Genomic DNA, 18,856 nt, shown 5'->3' with positions numbered 1-18,856 from the left:
CGCCCGATGGGGCGCCGTTCCTCTTGTCTCTTGTGACCGCGTCTTAGCGCTTGTCGACGGCGACATAGTCGCGCTGCGTCGGGCCAGTGTAGAGCTGACGCGGACGACCGATCTTCTGCGCTGGGTCCGAAATCATTTCGTTCCACTGCGCGACCCAGCCCACGGTGCGGGCGAGGGCGAAGAGCACGGTGAACATTTCGGTCGGGAAGCCGATCGCCGAGAGGATCACGCCCGAATAGAAGTCGACATTCGGGTAGAGCTTCTTCTCGATGAAGTAGGGATCGTTGAGGGCGATCTGCTCCAGTTCCTTGGCAACGTCGAAGATCGGGTCGTTGACGCCCAGCTTCTCCAGCACGTCCTTCGCGGTCTTCTGCATCACGGTCGCGCGCGGATCGTAATTCTTGTAGACGCGATGGCCAAAGCCCATCAGGCGGAACGGATCGTCCTTGTTCTTGGCGCGGGCGATATATTCCGGAATGCGATCGACGGTGCCGATTTCGCGCAGCATGTTGAGCGCGGCTTCGTTCGCGCCGCCATGCGCCGGGCCCCACAGGCAAGCGATGCCGGCCGCGATGCAGGCGAAGGGATTGGCACCCGACGAACCGGCGAGGCGGACGGTCGAGGTCGACGCGTTCTGCTCATGGTCGGCATGCAGGGTGAAGATTTTGTCCATCGCGTCGACGACGATCGGATCGATCTTATACTCTTCCGCCGGGACCGAGAAGGTCATGTTCAGGAAGTTGGCGGTATAGCTCAGGTCGTTGCGCGGATAGACGAAGGGCTGGCCCACCGAATATTTGTACGCCATCGCAGCGATCGTCGGCATCTTGGCGATCAGGCGGTGGCTCGCAATGCGGCGCTGTTCCGGATCGTTGATGTCGGTCGAGTCATGATAGAAGGCCGACAGGGCGCCGACGACGCCGACCATGATCGCCATCGGGTGGGCGTCACGACGGAAGCCGCGGAAGAAGGCGGTCAGCTGTTCATGCACCATGGTGTGGCGCGTGATGGTGTTGGTGAACTCGGCCAGTTCCTTGGCCGACGGCAGTTCGCCGTTCAGCAGCAGGTAGCAGACTTCCATGAAGCTGGACTGTTCGGCGAGCTGGCCGATCGGATAGCCACGATGCAGCAGCACGCCGGCGTCGCCATCGATATAGGTCAGGCCCGATTCGCAGCTGGCGGTCGAGGTGAAGCCCGGATCGTAGGTGAACATGCCGGTGTTGGCGTAGAGCTTGCGAACGTCGATGACCTGGGGACCGACGGTACCATCCATGATGGCATAGTCCTTGGCCTCTCCGCCAACGGTCAAACTGGCATTATTATCCGACATGTTTTTCTCCTTAACTGCCGTCAACCGGCCACCACGTGCCCCGCAGCGGTCAGTCGCTTCAAGCTTTCCTCTTTCCCCAGAAGGAAGAGGACATCAAAAATACCCGGCGAGACCGTGCGCCCGGTGAGCGCCGCACGAAGCGGCTGTGCCACCTTGCCCAGGCCAAGCCCCGCATCCTCTGCCACGCGGCGTATCACTTCATCGATCGCTTCAACCGTCCAGGACTGGACGGGCTGGAGAGCGTCGGCTGTCTTTTTCAGCAGCTCACGCGCGGGTTCATCTAGCAGAGCAGACGCCTTCTCGTCAAAATCGAGCGGGCAAGATTTGAACAGAAACTCTGCGCCTTCTGCAATTTCGTTAAGCGTCTTGGCCCGCGGCTTGAGCGAAACCATCGCCTGGGTCAAAATATCGCGCTGGGCATCATTCAGTTGCGTATCAAGACGCGACTCAACGCGCGGGGCGACCAGGGCGGCCAGGCGCGCCTCGTCGGCCTCGCGCAGATAATGGCCGTTCAGATTTTCCAGCTTCTTGATGTCGAAGCGCGAGGGCGAACGGCCGACGCCGTCGATATCGAACAGTTCGATGGCGCGTTCGATCGAGATGATCTCCTCGTCCCCATGGCCCCAGCCGAGGCGCAGCAGATAGTTGAGCACCGCTTCGGGCAGCATCCCCATCTCGTCGCGATAGGCGTCGACGCCGAGCGCACCGTGGCGCTTCGACAGCTTCGCGCCGTCCGACCCGTGGATCAGCGGGATATGGCCATAGACCGGTTCTTCCCAACCCATCGCCTTGATGATCGCCAATTGGCGGAAGGCGTTGTTGAGATGATCGTCGCCGCGGATGACATGGGTGACGCCCATGTCATGGTCGTCGACCACAACGGCCAGCATATAGGTAGGGGTGCCGTCCGACCGGAGCAGGATCATGTCGTCTAGCTCGGCATTCTGCACCACGACGCGGCCCTGCACCGCATCCTCGATCACCGTTTCACCGGTCCGAGGGGCCTTGATACGGATGACGAAGGGGGCGCCTTCGGGCGCTTCCTCCGGCGAACGGTCGCGCCAGCGGCCGTCATAGCGCATCGGCTGCTTGGCGGCGCGCTGCTGTTCGCGCAGCTCGGCCAGCTCTTCCTGCGTCGCATAGCAGCGATAGGCATGACCATTGGCGAGCAGCTGATTGGCGACCTCGGCATGGCGCGGGGTGCGCTCGAACTGGAACACGGCGGGCTCATCGCCGCCCAGGTTCAGCCATTCCAGGCCGTCGAAAATGGCTGCCACAGCTTCCTCGGTGGAGCGGGCGCGATCGGTATCCTCGATGCGGAGCAGGAACTTGCCGCCATGATGGCGCGCAAACAGCCAGTTGAACAGCGCGGTGCGGGCGCCGCCAATATGCAGGAAGCCCGTTGGAGACGGGGCGAAACGGGTCACCACCTGCTTGTTCAATCCCGTTGCACTTGCCGTCATATTCGCTGACATTCTTCCTGCCTGATCCATGGATGCGACGCCCCCTAGCATGGCTTTTGAGCCACGACAAACGTCCGTTGGGCGCAGGACGGTGCGTATTGCGCACAATGGATTTGCGCGGATCGAACAATGGCTGGAGGTGGAGCGCGAACAGCTCGCCTTGTGGGTGCCGGTGGCGCTGGGCGCGGGCATTGCCGGCTGGTTCGTGCTGCCGGGGCCGGCACATTGGTTGGCCTGTTGCTGCGGGGCGCTGGGGCTGGCCTGTCTGGCGCTGTTGCTGCCGGTGGGCGCACGATTGCGGCACATGCTGGTGGCGGGCGGCTTGTTGGCTTGTGTTGGTTGCCTGCTGGTCTGGGGTAAGGCGACATGGCTGGGTCAGCCGCCGCTGGCCCGTCCCATATTCGCACAGGTGACCGGCACGGTGACGGCGGTTGCCAAGCTGCCGGCGCAGCAGATGGTGCGGGTGGGGCTGCGGCCGATCGAGGCGCCGGCGCTGCCCGCGGCGATCCGGGTGAATATCGCGGAGGCGGATGTGCCCGAAGGGCTGGGCAAGGGGGCGGTGCTGCGCTTTCGCGTGCGGCTGATGCCGCCCGCGCCGCCGAGCGTGCCGGGGGCGTTCGACTTCGCGCGACGCGCCTATTTCCAGGGGATCGGGGCGACCGGGCGGGCGCTGGCGCCGGTCGAAATGGTGGAGCAGGCGCGCGAGGGGGCGACGCTGCGGGCGCGACTGTTCGATCATATCAGCGGACAGGTGGCGGGCGCACCGGCGGGGATTGCGGTGGCGCTGGCGACCGGCGACCAGGGCGCGATTGCCGAAGCGGATGCGGAGGCGATGCGGCGTAGTGGCCTTGCCCATCTTCTCTCGATCAGCGGGCTGCATGTGACGGCGCTGATCGGGGCGGTGATATTCCTGCTGTTGCGCCTGCTGGCGCTGATCCCGCGCGCGGCGCTGGACTGGCCGCTGATGCTGATCGCGGCGGCCGGGGGCGCGCTGGCGGGGATCGGCTATACGCTGCTGACCGGCGCGGAGGTGCCGACGGTGCGATCCTGCATCGCGGCGCTGCTGGTGCTGGGCGGGCTGGCGCTGGGGCGCGAGGCGATCACCCTGCGGCTAGTGGCGACCGGGGCGCTGGTGGTGCTGGTCTTCTGGCCAGAGGCGCTGATCGGCCCAAGCTTCCAGATGAGCTTTGCCGCCGTGGTCGCGCTGGTGGCGCTGGGCGAGCATCGGCGGTTCAAGGCGTTCGCGATGGCGCGGGACGAGCCTTGGTTGCGCAAGGCCGGGCGGACGGTGGCGGCGATGCTGATGACCGGCCTTGCCATCGAAATGGTGCTGGCGCCGATCGCCCTTTTCCATTTTCACAAGGCAGGTTTGTTGGGCGCGGTGGCCAATCTGGTCGCGATCCCGCTCACCACCTTCGTCATCATGCCGCTGGAGGCGCTGGCGCTGGGCTTCGACCTCGTCGGGCTGGGCGCGCCCTTCTGGTGGCTCACGGCCAAGGCGATCGCGCTGTTGCTAGCGGTGGCGCATGGCGTGGCGGCGAGCCCGATGGCGGTGATGCTGGCGCCGGCGGTGCCGGGCGGGCTGTTCGCGGTCATCCTGGTGGGAGGTCTCTGGTGCCTGCTCTGGCGCAGTCGCTGGCGCTGGCTGGGGCTGGGGCCGGTCGCGATCGGCCTGATCGGCATCGCGTCGCTGGCGCCGCCCGATATCGTGGTGACCGGCGACGGGCGGCATGTCGCGGTGCGGACACCAGCGGGGACGATGGCGCTGCTGCGCGAGGGGGCGGGTGAGTATGTCCGCGACGTGCTGAGCGAGAGCGCGGGCTATGACGGGACGCTGGAGGCGATCGCGAAGATGAAGCAGTCGCGCTGCTCGACTGATCTATGTGCGGTGACGTTGCCACGGGACGGGCGCGACTGGCATTTGCTGGTGACGCGCAATGCGATGCTGGTTGATCGGCCGATATTGGAGCGGGATTGCGCGGCGGCCGATATCGTCATCAGTGACCGGGGCCTGCCTTATTGGTGCCGACCGCGCTGGATGAAGATTGACCGCCGGCTGCTGTCCCGCACCGGCGGCCTGTCGATTAGCCTTGAAAGCGGCAAAGTTCACACCGTCCATCGGCCCGGCGACGCACATCCTTGGATCGTGCGCCGCCGGCCCCGAAAAGCCGGTCAGTTGTAGCGGCGCAGCAGGCCGGCGAGCTTGCCCTGGATGCGGACCTGGCGCGGATCGTAGATTTGCGGTTCATAGGCGGCATTGGCGGGATCGAGCCGAACCCGGCTGCCTTCGCGGCGGAAATATTTGAGCGTCGCTTCGGCGTCGTCGATCAGAGCGACGACGATCTGGCCTTCGCGCGCGACATCGGTGCGCTGGATCAGCGCGAAGTCGCCGTCGAGAATGCCGGCCTCCATCATCGAGTCCCCCGACACTTCGAGCGCATAATGATCGCCCGAGCCGAGCAAGGCGGCGGGGACGGAGAGCATGGTGTGGCTTTCCATCGCCTCGATCGGCACGCCGGCGGCGATGCGGCCGTGCAGCGGGATTTCGATCACGTCATTGGCGGCGGTCGGCAGCAGCACGGCGGGCGCCGATATCTTGGGCGTCGGAATGGCCGGAGCCGGCGCGCGATGCATCGCATCGGGCAGCTTGAGCACTTCGAGCGCGCGGGCGCGGTTGGGCAGGCGGCGGATGAAGCCGCGCTCCTCCAGCGCATTGATCAGCCGGTGGATGCCGGACTTGGAGCGCAGGTCGAGCGCGTCCTTCATCTCCTCGAACGAAGGGGACACGCCGCCTTCTTCCAGCCGGGTCTGAATGAAGCTCAGCAATTCCTGCTGCTTGGGCGTCAACATCGGCGGTCCTCCATGGAACGAATGAAGAACGCATAGGAAACGGAAAGGGGCAAGTCAAGCGCGTTAAGCCATGCGCCGCTTTTGCCGGTCAGGCAGTCAGATAGTCAGGCGGTCAGGGGGATGATGTCGACCATGTCGCCGGCAATGGCGGGGGCTGAACCGGCCGGACGGCGGATCAGGCAGTCGGCCAGCGCCATGGCGGCGGTGGCGGCGCTGTCCTGCGATGTGACGGAGACGATGCCGTCGGCGCCGCGATAGGCGCGCAGATAATCGTCGCGTTCCGCCGTTGGGCCGAGTGGGGCGGCAAGGCGGGCCTGCACGATCGGCGGCAGCGGCGCGCGCGATCCGGCGAGATGGCGCACCAGCGGGCAGAGGAACAGCGTGCCGGTGACGAAGGCGGAGACCGGGTTGCCCGGCAGGCCGAGGAAGGTGGCGTTGCCGAGGCGCCCGGCCATCAGCGGTTTGCCCGGCCGCATCGCGATCTTGTAGAAATCGAGCGTGCCGCCGGCGGCCGCGAAGGCGGGGCGGACATAGTCATGGTCGCCGACCGAGGCGCCGCCGGTCGAGACGATGATATCGGCCTGTGCCGCCTGTTCCAGCGCCTGCGTCATGGCAGCGAGATCGTCGGGCACGATGCCAAGGTCGATCACGTCGCAGGGCAGGGCGGCGAGCAGGGCCGCGAGCATCGGCGCGTTGGACGAGGGGAGATAGCCCGGCGGCGTCGGCGCGCCGGGGGGAACAAGTTCATTGCCGGTCGAGAGCAGGGCGATGCGGGGCCGGGCGCCGACGGGCAGGCTGCCATGGCCGCCAAGGACGGCAAGCGCGATCTGGCCCGGCGTGAGGCGGCTGCCTGCGCTGACCAGCAGCGTGCCGGCGCGGAAATCGGAACCGAGCGGGCGGACATGCCTGCCGGGCGTCAATATGCCGTCATGCGCGGTCAGTTTGTCGCCGGCGCGCGTGGCATTTTCCTGGATCAGGATCGCATCGGCGCCGGCCGGCAAGGGCGCGCCGGTGAAGATGCGGCAAGCCTGGCCCGGTTGCAGGGCCGGGATATCGGCGTCGCCCGCGCTGCTGGTGGCGACCAGCTGCCACGGTCCGGCGCCTTCGGATGCGCGCACGGCATAGCCGTCCATCGCGGAAAGATCGGCCCAGGGCTGGTCGCGGCGCGCGCTGATGTCGGTGGCGAGCCAGCGACCGGCACAGGTGGCGACGGGCACATGTTCGGCCGGCAACGGATCGGCGAGGGCAAGTAGCCGCGCCTGCGCGTCCGCGACCGGCATCAGGTTCATCGGTCGCTGCTCTCCGGCGCGGTCCAGTCGCCCGATTTGCCGCCGCGCTTGGCGAGCAGGCGAACATCGCCGATTATCATGCCCTTATCGAGCGCCTTGGCCATGTCATAGACGGTGAGCAAGGCGGCAGTCGCGGCGGTCAGCGCCTCCATCTCCACCCCGGTCTGGCCGGCGGTGCGCGCGGTTGCGGTGACGGTGACGCCATCGTCGTGGAGGGTAAAGTCGATGGTGACGGCGCTCAGCGGGATCGGATGGCAGAGCGGGATCAGTTCGGCGGTGCGCTTGGCCGCCATGATGCCGGCGACACGGGCGACGGCCAGCACATCCCCCTTCTTGACGAGGCCGGCGGCGATCGCCTGCGCGGCGTCGGCCGCCATGGTGATGCGCCCAGCGGCCACCGCCTCGCGCGCGGTCACGGCCTTGGCCGAGACATCGACCATGCGGGCGGCGCCATCCTCGTCGAGATGGGTGAGGCCGGTCATGCGCCCGTCAGCAGGTTGCGGGTCGCCGCCTCGACATCGGCCTGGCGCATCAGGGTTTCGCCGACCAGGAAGCAGCGCACGCCATGATCGGCCATGGCGGTGAGGTCGGCGTGCGAGCCAAGGCCGCTTTCGGCGACGAAGGTGCAGCCGTCGGGCGCCTTGCCCACCAGTTCATAGGTACGGGCGAAATCGACGCTGAAATCGCGCAGGTCGCGGTTGTTGACGCCGATTAGGCGCGAGCGCAGCTTGAGCGCGCGCTCCAGTTCGGCCTCGTCATGCACCTCGATCAGGGCATCCATGCCAAGGCCAAGCGCAGCGTCCTCAATCTCCTGCATCTGGCCGTCTTCCAGCGCGGCGACGATGATGAGGATCGCGTCGGCGCCGAGCGCGCGGCTTTCGAGGATCTGCCAGGGGTCGACGATGAAATCCTTGCGCAGCACGGGCAGGGCGCAGGCCGAGCGGGCGGCCATCAGATAATCGTCATGGCCTTGGAAATAGGGCTCGTCGGTCAGCACCGAAAGGCAGGCAGCGCCACCGGCGGCATAGGCTTGCGCATGGGCCGGCGGATCGAAATCGGCGCGGATCAGCCCCTTGGACGGGCTGGCCTTCTTCACCTCGGCGATCAGGCCGAAGCCCGAGCGGGCGGCATCGTCCAGCGCCTTGCGGAAGCCGCGCGGCGGGGTCTGCTCGCTGGCGCGGGCGTGGAGCGACGCGATCGTTGTCGCGGCCTTGCGGCGGGCGACGTCCTCGCGCTTGAAATCGCAGATTTCGATGAGCTTGTTGGTCATTGATAGGCAATCCAGCAATTGAGGAGCGCGTTGGCAAGGCCGTTGTCGATCGCCTCGGCGGCCTGTTCGACGCCTTCCTGGAAATCATGGGCAGCGTCAGCCACCACCAAAGCGGCGGCGGCGTTGAGCAGCACGGCGTCGCGATAGGCGCCGGCCTCACCCCGGAGCAGGGCGCGAAGAGCCGCGGCATTATGGGCCGGGTCGCCGCCGCGAATGGCAGTGACGGGATGGGTCGAGAGGCCGAGGTCCGCGGCGGTCAGGCGGCGCATCGCGACCACGCCGTCGGCCGTCACCTCGGCAATGTCGTTGCCGCCGGCGAGCGAGAGTTCGTCGAGGCCCTCGTCGCCCGACACGATCATCGCATGGGTGGCGCCCAGCTGGCCCAGTGCGTCGGCATAGATGGGGACATAGGCGGGGCGAGCGATGCCGGCGAGCTGGCGACGGACATTGGCGGGATTGGCGAGCGGCCCCATCAGGTTGAAGATGGTGCGTTCGCCGATCGACCGGCGGATCGGGCCGAGACGCTTGAGCGCAGGATGATAATTTTGCGCGAACAGGAAGCAGATGCCCAGATCCTTGAGCGTCGCTTCCGCCGTGGCGGCGGCGCGATCAAGATCAAGGCCGAGCGCTTCGAGCGTGTCGGCGGCCCCCGCCTTGGACGAGGCGGCACGATTGCCATGCTTGGCGACCGGCACGCCGGCGGCCGCGACCACCAGGCTGACGGCGGTCGAGACGTTGAGCGTGTGATGGCCGTCGCCGCCGGTGCCACAAACGTCGATCGTGCCTTCGGGGGCATCGACCGGGATCATCCGGGCGCGCATCGCACGGGCGGCGGCGGCGATTTCCGTCGCAGTCTCGCCGCGCCGTGCCATGGTGACGAGGAAGCCGGCGATCGCCTCGTCCGACAGGTCGGCGTCGAACAGCAGGTCGAAGGCGCGGGCGGCTTCGTCGGCGGCCAGGGGCGCGCTGGGATCGGGCAACAGGGTCATGGGCCAAGCCTTTAGTCCCGGCCACGCGCGAAAGTCGAGGGCGACATGCTATTTGCCCGCCAATTGGAATTTTGTTGCGTGGTCCGGCAATTGGCTTGACGCGGGCACCAAAGGGGCGTTGTCGGGAAAACCATGCGCCGATCCTGGTCGACCCTGTTCTGGAGCCTTGCCATCCGCCAGCGCCGCCGGCTGCGCGAGAGCGAGGCGGCCTTCATCCTGCTCGCCATACTGGCGGGCGTGGCGGCGGGGCTGATCACCAACCTGTTGCAGCTGATGGCGCATGGCATTCAGGAACTGCTCTATGGCGTCAGCATCAACCGGCTGAGCGCGTTGGGCGAGATCCGCCATCCCTGGCGATTGCTCGGCCTGCCGCTGGGCGGGCTGGCGCTGGTGCTGCTGGCGCGGCTGCTGCGCCGGCGGCAACGGCCGCTGATCGACGTGGTGGAGGCCAATGCCCTGCATGGCGGGCGCATCCCGATGGCCGACAATCTGGTGATTGCCGGGCAGACGGTCTTGTCGAACGGAGCGGGCGCCTCGGTCGGGCTGGAGGCGGCCTATGCGCAGATGGGGGGCGGCGTCGCGTCGCTGCTGGGCCAATGGCTAAAGCTGCGGCGCAATGATCTGCGCACTTTGGTCGGCGCGGGTGCGGGGGCAGGGGTTGGCGCGGCCTTCGGCGCGCCGCTGGCCGGCGCCTTCTATGCGTTCGAGATCGTGATCGGCCATTATACGCCGGCCGCGATCGCGCCGGTCGTGGCGGCGGCCTTGAGCGCGGCGTTCGTGACCCGCGCGCTGGGCGTCGAGCCCTGGCTGATCGCGACCACGGCGGACCGGATATTGGGGACGGCGGACTATCTTCTCTATGCGCTGCTTGGCCTGCTGTGCGCGGGGCTGGGCATCCTCATCATGCGGATGGTGACCTTTGCCGAGCTGCGGGTGCAGGGCTGGACCTGGCCGGGGCGGTGGCGGCCGCTGATCGGTGGCGTGCTGCTGATGCCGCTCGCCTGGTTGACGCCGCAGACCTTGTCGGCCGGGCATGGCGCCTTGCACCTCAACCTCATCCTGCTGCCCGACTGGACCGTGCTGCTGATGATCCTATGCCTCAAGATCGCGGCGTCGGTGATCTCGCTCAGCTTCGGCTTTCGCGGTGGGCTGTTCTTTGCGTCATTGTTCCTGGGATCGCTGGCGGGGCAGATTTTCGCGCAGATCGTCGACCTCATCGGGATCGGCTGGTCGCTCGACCCCAATGATGCGGCGCTGGTGGGGATGGCGGCGCTGAGCGTCGCGATCGTCGGCGGGCCGATGACGCTGGGGCTGCTGATGCTGGAGACGACGCATGATTTCCAGCTGATGGGCGTGGTGCTGACTGCGTCGCTGCTGTCGAGCGCGGTGACGCGGGAAATGTTCGGCTATTCCTTCTCCACCTGGCGGCTGCATCTGCGCGGATCGACCATCCGCAGCCCGCGCGACATTGGCTGGGTGATGAACCTGACCGCCGGGCGGATGATGCGGCGGGACTGGGTGTCGGTGCCCGACACGATGAGCGTCGGCCAGTTTCGTGCGCTCGTGCCGCTGGGGTCGGCGAGCAAGGCGATCATGATCGACGGCGCCGGCGGCTATCGCGGTATCGTGCCGACGGCGGCGGCCTATCGCCCCGAACTGGCGGAGGATGCGCCGATCGCGCCGCTGGCAATAATGGCCGATATCTCGCTGCGGGCCGATGCGGATATCCGCGCGATCCTGCCCTTGTTCGACAAGGCGGCGGCGGACGAACTGGCGGTGGTCGATGAAAGCGGGCTGGTGCTGGGCGTGCTGACCGAGAAACATGCGCGGCGGCGCTATTTCGAGGAGATTGAGAGTTCGCAGCGGGCGCTGTTCGGCGAGGGATAGATGGGCAGGCCGGCGCGGGGTTGCATTGGCGGGGTAGGGCTGTAGAAGGCCCCCATTCGCATGGACCCGGTGAAATTCCGGGTGGCTATTCCGGCCGCCGATCCGCCGGACAACATCACACATGATTATCGATACCGCGCCCGGAGCTGGTGCCATGTGACCTGATGTGGATTTTCGACATGACCCAATTTTTCAGCCGCTATCGCCGCCAATGGTTCAGCGACGCCCGGACGGCGCGGCATGACATCATGGCCGGCATCGTCGTCGCACTCGCCCTGATCCCCGAAGCGATCGGCTTTTCCATCATCGCCGGGGTCGATCCGCGCGTCGGCCTCTATGCCTCGGTGGCGATCGCCATCACCATCGCGCTGATCGGCGGGCGGCCGGGGATGATCTCCGCCGCGACTGCCGCCGTCGCCGTGCTGGTCGGGCCGCTGGTGCGCGAGCATGGCGTCGAATATCTGTTTGCCGCGACGATCCTGATGGGAGTGGTGCAGATCATCGCCGGGCTGCTGCGGCTGGACCTGCTGATGCAGTTCGTGTCGCGATCGGTGATCACCGGCTTCGTCAATGCGCTGGCGATCCTGATCTTCATGGCGCAACTGCCGCAACTCACCAACGTCGGTTGGCAGACCTATGCGATGGTGCTGGGTGGCCTCGCCATCATCTATCTCTTCCCCCGGATCACCAAGGCGGTGCCGGCGCCGCTGGTGGCGATCGCGCTGCTGAGCGCGCTGTCGATCGGCCTGGGCCTGCCGGTCCATACCGTTGGCGACATGGGGCGGCTACCTGAGGGGCTACCGAGCCTTGCTTTGCCGCAGGTGCCGCTGACCTGGGACACGCTGCGCATCATCCTGCCCTATTCGGTGACGATGGCGGCGGTCGGCCTGCTCGAATCGCTTCTGACTGCGCAGATCGTCGACGATATGACCGACACCGACAGCGACAAGCAGCGCGAATGCATGGGGCAGGGCGGGGCGAATATCGTTGCGTCCCTGTTCGGCGGCATGGGCGGCTGCGCGATGATCGGCCAGTCGGTGATCAACGTCACGTCCGGCGGACGCGGGCGGCTGTCGACCTTCGTCGCCGGCGCCTTCCTGCTGTTCCTGCTGGCCGTGCTGGGGGCATGGGTCGGGCGCATCCCGATGCCGGCGCTGGTCGCGGTGATGGTGATGGTGTCGATCGGCACCTTCAGTTGGGCCTCGATTGCCAATCTGCGGCGCCATCCGCCGACTTCCTCGACCGTCATGCTGGCGACGGTTGTTGTCGTGGTGGCGACTCGCGACCTGTCGCTGGGCGTGCTGACCGGCGTGCTGCTGTCGGGCATCTTCTTTGCCGCGAAGGTGCAGCGCATGTTCGCGGTTGAGCGCAGCGAGGCCGATGGCCGGGCGATCTATCGCGTAACCGGCCAGATCTTCTTCGCCTCGGTCGACCGCTTCACCCGCGCCTTCACGGGCGAGGAAAGCGCGACCCATGTGCTGATCGACGTGTCGGGCGCCCATTTCTGGGATATTTCGGGCGTCGGCGCGCTCGACAAGATCATCGCCCGGCTGCGGCGCGAGGGGCGCATGGTCGAAGTGGTCGGCTATAACCGGGCGAGTGCCGACATCGTCGACCGCTTCGCCCTGCACGACAAGATCGGGGTGGAGACGGGGGCGGTGCCGCACTGACGTGCGGTCCGCCCAGGAGCGGCCTTACGCCGCTTCGCGCTCGCGGACCGGGATGCCGGCGATCTTCATGAAATTGGCCAGCATGTCATGGCCATGTTCGGTCGCGATGCTTTCCGGGTGGAACTGGACCGAATGGATCGGCAGGGTCGCGTGACGGAAGCCCATGACCGAACCGTCCTCGCTGGTCGCATTGACCACCAGGTCGACCGGAATATCCTCCACGATCAGCGAGTGATAGCGGGTCGCGGTGAAGGGCGAGGGGAGGCCGGCGAACAGGCCGGTGCCGTCATGGCGCACCGGCGACGTCTTGCCGTGCATCAGCCCGCCGCGCACCACCTTGCCGCCGAAATGCTGGCCGATCGCCTGATGGCCGAGGCACACGCCGAGCAGCGGCGCGCCGGCATCGGCGCAGGCCGCGACCAGGTCCAGGCTGACACCCGCCTCATTGGGGGTGCAGGGACCGGGCGACAGCAGGAAGGCCTTGGCCCCGCTCGACAGGGCCTGGCCCGCCGAGATGGCGTCGTTGCGCACGACCTCTATCTTGGCCCCCAGCTCCATCAGATAATGGACCAGGTTCCAGGTGAAGCTGTCATAATTGTCGATGACGAGGATCATGGGACACAGCCTATAGGCGCGGATGACGATGGGGGGAAGGGGGCGAACAACGCCTGATCTTAGTGGACTAACATGTAAATTGCCCCTGGCGCGGCGAGCAAGCATATGACTGACCAGTGCTTCCAGGTCAGGCGATCGATTTTTCTGAAAGCCAAGCCCGCCGCGAACGCCAATGTGCCAAACACCAAAAGGGCGCTTCGCAGAAGAATGGCATCGCCAGAGTCCGCCAGGATGCTGAGGACGATGGCTGAACAGGCAGCCATGAAGGCGCTGAGAAACAGACAGCCGACGACCACGATACGTATCATGGAATCCCAAGCCTGAGCTTGCGCATATTCGTTTGGCTTCATGCAGTCTGACTACACATAATTGATGGCACGGAAAAGCAGACCGCTATCATTTGACTTTCGTCATTCCCTCGAAAGCGGGAAACCATCACCGGACCTCGCGGCTGGGGTTATGGTGGGAGATGGATCCCCGCCTTCGCGGGGATGACGGTGAAAAAAAGCGGGGATGACGATGTAGGCCGAGGCGGCAGCGCCCCGCCACCCATCCCTTTACCGTTTCTTGTGCTTGCCCCGGCTGCTGCCGATATGGCGGATGTTGGTGGGGCGGCCGCGGTGGATTTTCGGGCGGGTGCGGTCGCGTTTGAGCGGGCTGCCGCGCGGGGCCGGATTGTCGGGCAGCTCGAAACGCAGCGCGCCGTTGATCGGATCGGCTTCGGCGAGGCGCAGTTCCAGCCGTTGGCCCACCGTATAGCGGTCGCCGCTTTCGACGCCCTGCAGCGCCTTGCCCGCTTCATCGAAGAAGAAATGTTCGGCGCCCAGCGTCGATACGGGCACGAGGCCGTCGCCGCCCAGTCCCTCAACCGTGGCGAAGAAGCCGAAATTCTGGACGCCGGTGATCCGTGCCTTCACCACCTCGCCGACATGGGCCGACAGGAAGGCGGCGACATAGCGGTCGATCGTCTCGCGCTCCGCCTCCATCGCGCGGCGTTCATGGCCCGAGATCATCTCGCCGACCCGGCCCATATTCTCATAATCCTCCTGGCTGAGGGAGGAGCGATCGGGGATCGCCCTGTCCTTGGGCGCGGGCAGTTCGAGATCATAGGCGCCGACCAACGCGCGATGGACTAGAAGGTCGGCATAGCGGCGGATGGGCGAGGTGAAATGGGCGTAGCTGCCCAGCGCCAGGCCGAAATGGCCCATATTCTGCGGCGCATAATAGGCCTGGGTCTGGGAGCGCAGGATCTGGGTCATGATCTGCTCCTTCTCCTCCGACTCGCCGACCTTCTTGATCAGCTGGTTGAAGGTGGACGGGCGGATCACCTGGCCCAGCGCGAAGTCGATGTCGAAGGTGGCGAGATATTCCTTGAGCGCGACCAGCTTGTCGCGGCCCGGCGTTTCATGGACGCGGTACATGACCGGCGCCTTCTTCGCCTCCAGCGCCTTGGCGGCGGCGACATTGGCGGCGATCATATAATCCTCGATCAGCATGTGGGCGTCGAGCCGTTCGCGCACCGCGACGCTGACGATCTTGCCCCATTCGTCGAGGACCACGCGCCGTTCGGGCAGGTCGAGCGCAAGCGGATCGCGCTTTTCGCGGGCCTTGCGCAGCAGCGCCCAGCAGGCCCAGAGCGGTTTCAGGGCATGTTCCACCAGATCCACTCCGTTCGGGCTGAGCGAAGTCGAAGCCGCTTGCTGAGCCGCAGGCGAAGCAGCCTCGCCTTCGGCTCGGCCCTGCCCTTCGACAGGCTCAGGGCGAACGGAAGAAAGAGCATCGATCGCCGCCTGCGCATTTTCATAGGCGAGGACGGCGGCGACGCGGATGATGGCGCGGGAGAAGCGGAAGCTTTTCACCTTGCCCTGCGCGTCGATCACCAGATGGCAGGCCATGGCGGCGCGGTCCTGCCCGGCGCGCAGCGAACACATGTCGGACGAGAGCTGATGCGGCAGCATCGGCACGACCAGGTCGGGGAAATAGACGCTGTTGCCGCGCTTGCGGGCTTCGCGGTCGAGCGCGCTGCCGGGGCGGACATAATAGCTGACATCGGCGATCGCGACGATCGCCTTGAAGCCGCCTTCATTGGCGGGATCTTCGTCCGGCGCGGCCCAGACGGCATCGTCATGGTCGCGGGCATCGACCGGGTCGATCGCGACGATCGGCAGATGGCGCAAATCCTCGCGCTTGTCCTCATGCAGCGGCAGCTTCGACGCGGTGACCGCTTCCTCCTCCACCGCTTCGGGGAAGACATGGGGGATGCCATGCTTGTGGATCGCGATCAGGCTGAAGCTGCGCGGGGCGAAGGGATCGCCGAGAATGTCGGTGACGCGCGCGCTGATCCGCGGCGGGCGGCCGGTCGGCTCGGCCAGGACCAGGTCGCCCTTCTTGGCGGTGCCGATGTCGCTGATCGGCGTATCCTTGCGGATGCGCTTGTCGACCGGGCGCAGCCAGAGCTTGCCGTCGGCCATTTCCTCGACCACGCCGAGCAGCATCTCGGTTGCCTTGGCGAGCTTCTTCATCGGATGGGCGAGCCAGCCCTTGCCCGCTTCCTCGGTGCGGGCGAGGATGCGGTCGCCGATCGTCAGCGCGCCGCGTTTGCCCCGTTCGACCACGCGGATGCGGGGCGCCGGCTGGCCCTCGGCCTCCCAGCGTTCGGGGGTGGCGATCAGGGTGGTGTCGTCGACATCGACGATGCGCAGCACCGTCACCTTGGGCACGCCGCCCATCTTGTGGAAGGCGCGGGCCGGGCCGATGTCGAGCAGGCCCTCGTCCGCCATGTCCTTGAGCAGCGCCTTCAAGGCGATTTTTTCCTGCCCTTTCAGCCCAAACGCCTTGGCGATTTCGCGCTTGCCTACCGGTGTGTCGGACTCGGTGATGAAGTCCATCACCTGCTGTCGGGTCGGGAACCCGGCGGGACGGACTTTTGCGCGGGCCGGGGCCGCCTTCTTCTGCTTCTGGGTCGATGCCATGGCTCCGCTATAGGGGGCAGGCCGCATGGGCGCCAGTGGCATGGCGGGATGGCGGGGACGGATCGTTGGAACGGGCATGACGATATTGCTTTTGCCCCTGCTGCTGGCCGCCGCGCCCGGCGCCTCGCCCGACACCGCGATCGCGCCGATCGATAAGGCCAATGCCGAACATTATGTCTGGGGCGGCCACAATGACGGCTGGCATCTGGTGAAGCGCGACGAGATGTCGGTGATCCAGGAACGGATCGTGCCGGGCGGGGCGGAAGTGCGCCATTATCATCGGCGAGCGCGGCAATTCTTCTATGTCCTGTCGGGCGAACTGACGCTGGAGGCGGGCGGGGTGACCCATGTGCTGAAGGCTGGCCAGGGGCTGGAAGTGCCGCCGGGCGTGCCGCACCGAGCGCAGAACAGGAGTAGCGCGCCGGTCGATTTCCTGGTCAATTCGACGCCCAAAAGCCATGGCGACCGCGTCGATGCGCCGGCGGAAAAATAGGAAATCCCCCGCTTAACTTCGCATATTTCCCGCACATTCTGATATTTTGGAACAATTGTTGGAAATCTTGTTGCGGGATCGGTGAGAGGGCTGTTCGTGGCGCGGGCGCAGGACATGGCGACATTCTAGACCGCCGGGCTGGCTGTAGGACAGGCTTGCCGGTAGAGGGGCGGGATGCAGCTTCTTATCGATGGTGAGCTGGTCGATGGCGCGCGCGCGATCGACCTTGTCAATCCGGCGGACGGGCAGGTCTTTGCCGCCGCGCCCTGTGCCGATGCGGCGCAGGTGGAGCGGGCGGTCGCGGCCGGGCAGCGGGCCTTTGCCGACTGGCGCGCGCTGGGCTTTGCCGAGCGTGGTGCGCGGATTGCGGCGCTGGCAGATGCGCTGGAGGGCCGGGCCGAGGATTTCGCCGCACTCCTGACACAGGAACAGGGCAAGCCGCTGGCCGAGGCGCGGGGCGAGATAGAGGGGGCGGTGGCGGCGCTGCGCTATCATGCCGGGCTGCGGCTGGAGCCGGTGGTGCTGAAGGACAGCGCGACCGAGCGCGTGGTCGAGCAGCGCCATCCGCTGGGCGTGGTGGCGGCGATCGTGCCGTGGAATTATCCGTTGCTGCTGCTGGCGCTCAAGCTCGCGCCGGCGCTGATCGCGGGCAATGTCGTGATCGCCAAGCCCGCGCCGACGACGCCGCTGACGACATTGATGCTGGGCGCGCTGGCGGCCGACATCTTCCCCGCCGGGGTGGTGCAGATGCTGGGCGATGCCGGCGATGTCGGGCCGATGCTGACCGCGCATCCGGGAATCGCCCATGTCAGCTTCACCGGATCGACTGCGACCGGGCGGCGGGTGATGGCGGCGGCGGCCGACACGGTGAAGCGCTTCACGCTGGAACTCGGCGGCAATGATCCGGCGATCCTGCTGGACGATGCCGATGTCGCGGCGGTGGCGCCGATCCTGTTCGATGGGGCGATGGGCAATGCCGGGCAGGTCTGCCTCGGCGTCAAGCGCATCTATGCGCCGCGCGCGCTGGTGCCGGCGCTGGGCGCGGCGCTGGTTGCCTGCGCCGAGCGGGCGGTGGTCGGCGACGGTCGGGCGGCCGGCACGACCATCGGCCCGGTGCAGAATGCGGCGCAATATGCGCGGCTGGTCGATCTGCTGGCGGAGGTGCGGGTGCAGGGGCGGGTGCTGCATGGCGGTGCCCCCATGGAGGGAGCCGGCTATTATATTGCGCCAACCATCGTCACCGACCTGCCCGACGCGGCGCGGCTGGTGCAGGAGGAGCAGTTCGGGCCGATCATCCCGCTGCTCGCCTATGATGACGAGGAGGAACTGGTCCGCCGGGTGAATGATGGCCCCTATGGGCTGGGCGCGTCGGTGTGGACGGCCGATGCGGCGCGCGGGCAGGCGATGGCCGCGCGGATCGACAGTGGGCTGGTCTGGGTCAACCGGCTGTTCGACCTGCCCTTCGACGTGCCGATCGGCGGCGCCAAGCAATCGGGCATCGGCCGGCACCAGGGGCTGGCCGGGGTGGAGGAATTCACCCAGATCCGCATCGTCAACGCGGCCCTGGGCTGAGCGGAGGTACGCGCAGATGACCGAGATATTGCTCTTTTCCTATGGCACGCTGCGGCTGGCAGAGGTGCAGAGGGCGCTGTTCGGCCGGCTGGTGCAGGGCGAGCCGGATGCGATGCCGGGCTATCGCCAGCGCATGATCGAGATCAGCGACCCCGACGTCATCGCCAAGAGCGGCACGCGCTGGCACCCGATGGTCGAGCCGAGCGACGATCCCGAGGATGCGGTGGAGGGGACGCTGTTCCGTCTGACGCAAGTGGATGTCGCCAGCGCCGACGCCTATGAGGTCGATTATGTCCGGCGGGAGGTGCTGCTGCGGTCGGGGCGGCGGGCGTTTGTCTATGGGGACAAGGGGGCTTAGGCTGACAGCGCCAAGGCACATATATGGAATGGCGGGGAAGGGTGGGTTGCGGCCATCCCACCTACGTCATGCTGAACTTGTTTCAGCATCTATCAAGC

At 66.6% G+C, this 18,856-nt stretch carries 16 protein-coding genes and 1 other annotated feature; of the genes, 6 read left to right on the top strand and 10 right to left on the bottom strand.

Going from position 1 to position 18,856, the window contains the following annotated elements; translation table 11 throughout:
* Positions 1-43 precede the first annotated feature (43 nt).
* Both AC0KVN_RS22510 and gltX read right to left on the bottom strand, forming a co-directional pair.
* Positions 44-1,330, bottom strand: a complete 1,287-nt coding sequence (locus AC0KVN_RS22510) for a citrate synthase (protein WP_010336542.1) — start codon at positions 1,328-1,330, stop codon at positions 44-46.
* A 20-nt stretch (positions 1,331-1,350) separates the two neighbouring features.
* Positions 1,351-2,793: a glutamate--tRNA ligase gene (gene gltX / locus AC0KVN_RS22505; RefSeq protein ID WP_010336543.1), complete on the bottom strand. Its 1,443-nt coding sequence runs from the start codon at positions 2,791-2,793 to the stop codon at positions 1,351-1,353.
* Positions 2,794-2,842: 49 nt separating this feature from the next.
* On the opposite strand from gltX, the gene AC0KVN_RS22500 reads away from it, so the two are divergent.
* Complete coding sequence (locus tag AC0KVN_RS22500) at positions 2,843-4,975, top strand: ComEC/Rec2 family competence protein (protein ID WP_435568141.1); 2,133 nt, start codon at positions 2,843-2,845, stop codon at positions 4,973-4,975.
* Here AC0KVN_RS22500 and lexA read toward each other — a convergent pair.
* From lexA to trpD, 5 genes are all read right to left on the bottom strand, one after another.
* Positions 4,966-5,643 (bottom strand): transcriptional repressor LexA, encoded by a 678-nt coding sequence (gene lexA, locus AC0KVN_RS22495; protein ID WP_097383507.1) that lies wholly within the window; start codon positions 5,641-5,643, stop codon positions 4,966-4,968. The genes AC0KVN_RS22500 and lexA overlap by 10 nt on opposite strands.
* A gap of 104 nt (positions 5,644-5,747) precedes the next feature.
* Positions 5,748-6,932, bottom strand: coding sequence for a molybdopterin molybdotransferase MoeA (locus AC0KVN_RS22490; RefSeq protein ID WP_435568140.1), 1,185 nt, complete (start codon positions 6,930-6,932; stop codon positions 5,748-5,750).
* A complete protein-coding gene (gene moaC / locus AC0KVN_RS22485; protein WP_037520395.1) occupies positions 6,929-7,414 on the bottom strand; it encodes a cyclic pyranopterin monophosphate synthase MoaC in 486 nt (161 codons plus the stop codon). The genes AC0KVN_RS22490 and moaC overlap by 4 nt, the downstream gene beginning before the upstream one ends.
* A complete protein-coding gene (trpC, locus tag AC0KVN_RS22480) occupies positions 7,411-8,202 on the bottom strand; it encodes an indole-3-glycerol phosphate synthase TrpC (protein ID WP_435568139.1) in 792 nt (263 codons plus the stop codon). The genes moaC and trpC overlap by 4 nt, the downstream gene beginning before the upstream one ends.
* Positions 8,199-9,191: an anthranilate phosphoribosyltransferase gene (trpD, locus tag AC0KVN_RS22475; RefSeq protein ID WP_435568138.1), complete on the bottom strand. Its 993-nt coding sequence runs from the start codon at positions 9,189-9,191 to the stop codon at positions 8,199-8,201. The genes trpC and trpD overlap by 4 nt, the downstream gene beginning before the upstream one ends.
* A gap of 132 nt (positions 9,192-9,323) precedes the next feature.
* Here trpD and AC0KVN_RS22470 point away from each other — a divergent pair, with 132 nt between their 5' ends.
* Together AC0KVN_RS22470 and AC0KVN_RS22465 are read left to right on the top strand one after the other, a co-directional pair.
* The gene (locus AC0KVN_RS22470) at positions 9,324-11,078 is read left to right on the top strand and encodes a chloride channel protein (protein WP_435568137.1); all 1,755 of its coding nucleotides are present in this window, start codon (positions 9,324-9,326) and stop codon (positions 11,076-11,078) included.
* Positions 11,079-11,137: 59 nt separating this feature from the next.
* Positions 11,138-11,193: a sequence feature (sul1 is cis-regulatory element that is thought to sense ions involved in sulfur or methionine metabolism; They are found in Alphaproteobacteria), on the top strand.
* A gap of 64 nt (positions 11,194-11,257) precedes the next feature.
* Positions 11,258-12,748, top strand: a complete 1,491-nt coding sequence (locus tag AC0KVN_RS22465; RefSeq protein WP_435568136.1) for a SulP family inorganic anion transporter — start codon at positions 11,258-11,260, stop codon at positions 12,746-12,748.
* Between the two features lie 24 nt (positions 12,749-12,772).
* On the opposite strand, the gene AC0KVN_RS22460 is transcribed toward AC0KVN_RS22465, so the two are convergent.
* From AC0KVN_RS22460 to AC0KVN_RS22450, 3 genes are all read right to left on the bottom strand, one after another.
* Complete coding sequence (locus AC0KVN_RS22460; protein ID WP_435568135.1) at positions 12,773-13,363, bottom strand: anthranilate synthase component II; 591 nt, start codon at positions 13,361-13,363, stop codon at positions 12,773-12,775.
* A gap of 59 nt (positions 13,364-13,422) precedes the next feature.
* Complete coding sequence (locus AC0KVN_RS22455) at positions 13,423-13,713, bottom strand: hypothetical protein (protein WP_249258594.1); 291 nt, start codon at positions 13,711-13,713, stop codon at positions 13,423-13,425.
* A 207-nt stretch (positions 13,714-13,920) separates the two neighbouring features.
* A complete protein-coding gene (locus AC0KVN_RS22450) occupies positions 13,921-16,335 on the bottom strand; it encodes a ribonuclease R family protein (RefSeq protein ID WP_435568134.1) in 2,415 nt (804 codons plus the stop codon).
* Between the two features lie 25 nt (positions 16,336-16,360).
* Here AC0KVN_RS22450 and AC0KVN_RS22445 point away from each other — a divergent pair, with 25 nt between their 5' ends.
* The 3 genes from AC0KVN_RS22445 to AC0KVN_RS22435 all read left to right on the top strand — a co-directional run bounded on the left by AC0KVN_RS22445 (position 16,361) and on the right by AC0KVN_RS22435 (position 18,758).
* Positions 16,361-16,828, top strand: a complete 468-nt coding sequence (locus AC0KVN_RS22445; RefSeq protein ID WP_435568133.1) for a cupin domain-containing protein — start codon at positions 16,361-16,363, stop codon at positions 16,826-16,828.
* A 174-nt stretch (positions 16,829-17,002) separates the two neighbouring features.
* A complete protein-coding gene (locus AC0KVN_RS22440; RefSeq protein ID WP_435568132.1) occupies positions 17,003-18,400 on the top strand; it encodes an aldehyde dehydrogenase family protein in 1,398 nt (465 codons plus the stop codon).
* Between the two features lie 16 nt (positions 18,401-18,416).
* A complete protein-coding gene (locus AC0KVN_RS22435; RefSeq protein WP_435568131.1) occupies positions 18,417-18,758 on the top strand; it encodes a gamma-glutamylcyclotransferase family protein in 342 nt (113 codons plus the stop codon).
* Positions 18,759-18,856: the final 98 nt, after the last annotated feature.

It is taken from the genome of Sphingobium sp. SG1 (assembly GCF_057063145.1).
The sequence above is the reverse complement of the archived record's forward strand: the minus strand, read 5'-3'. Positions and strand labels throughout refer to the sequence as shown.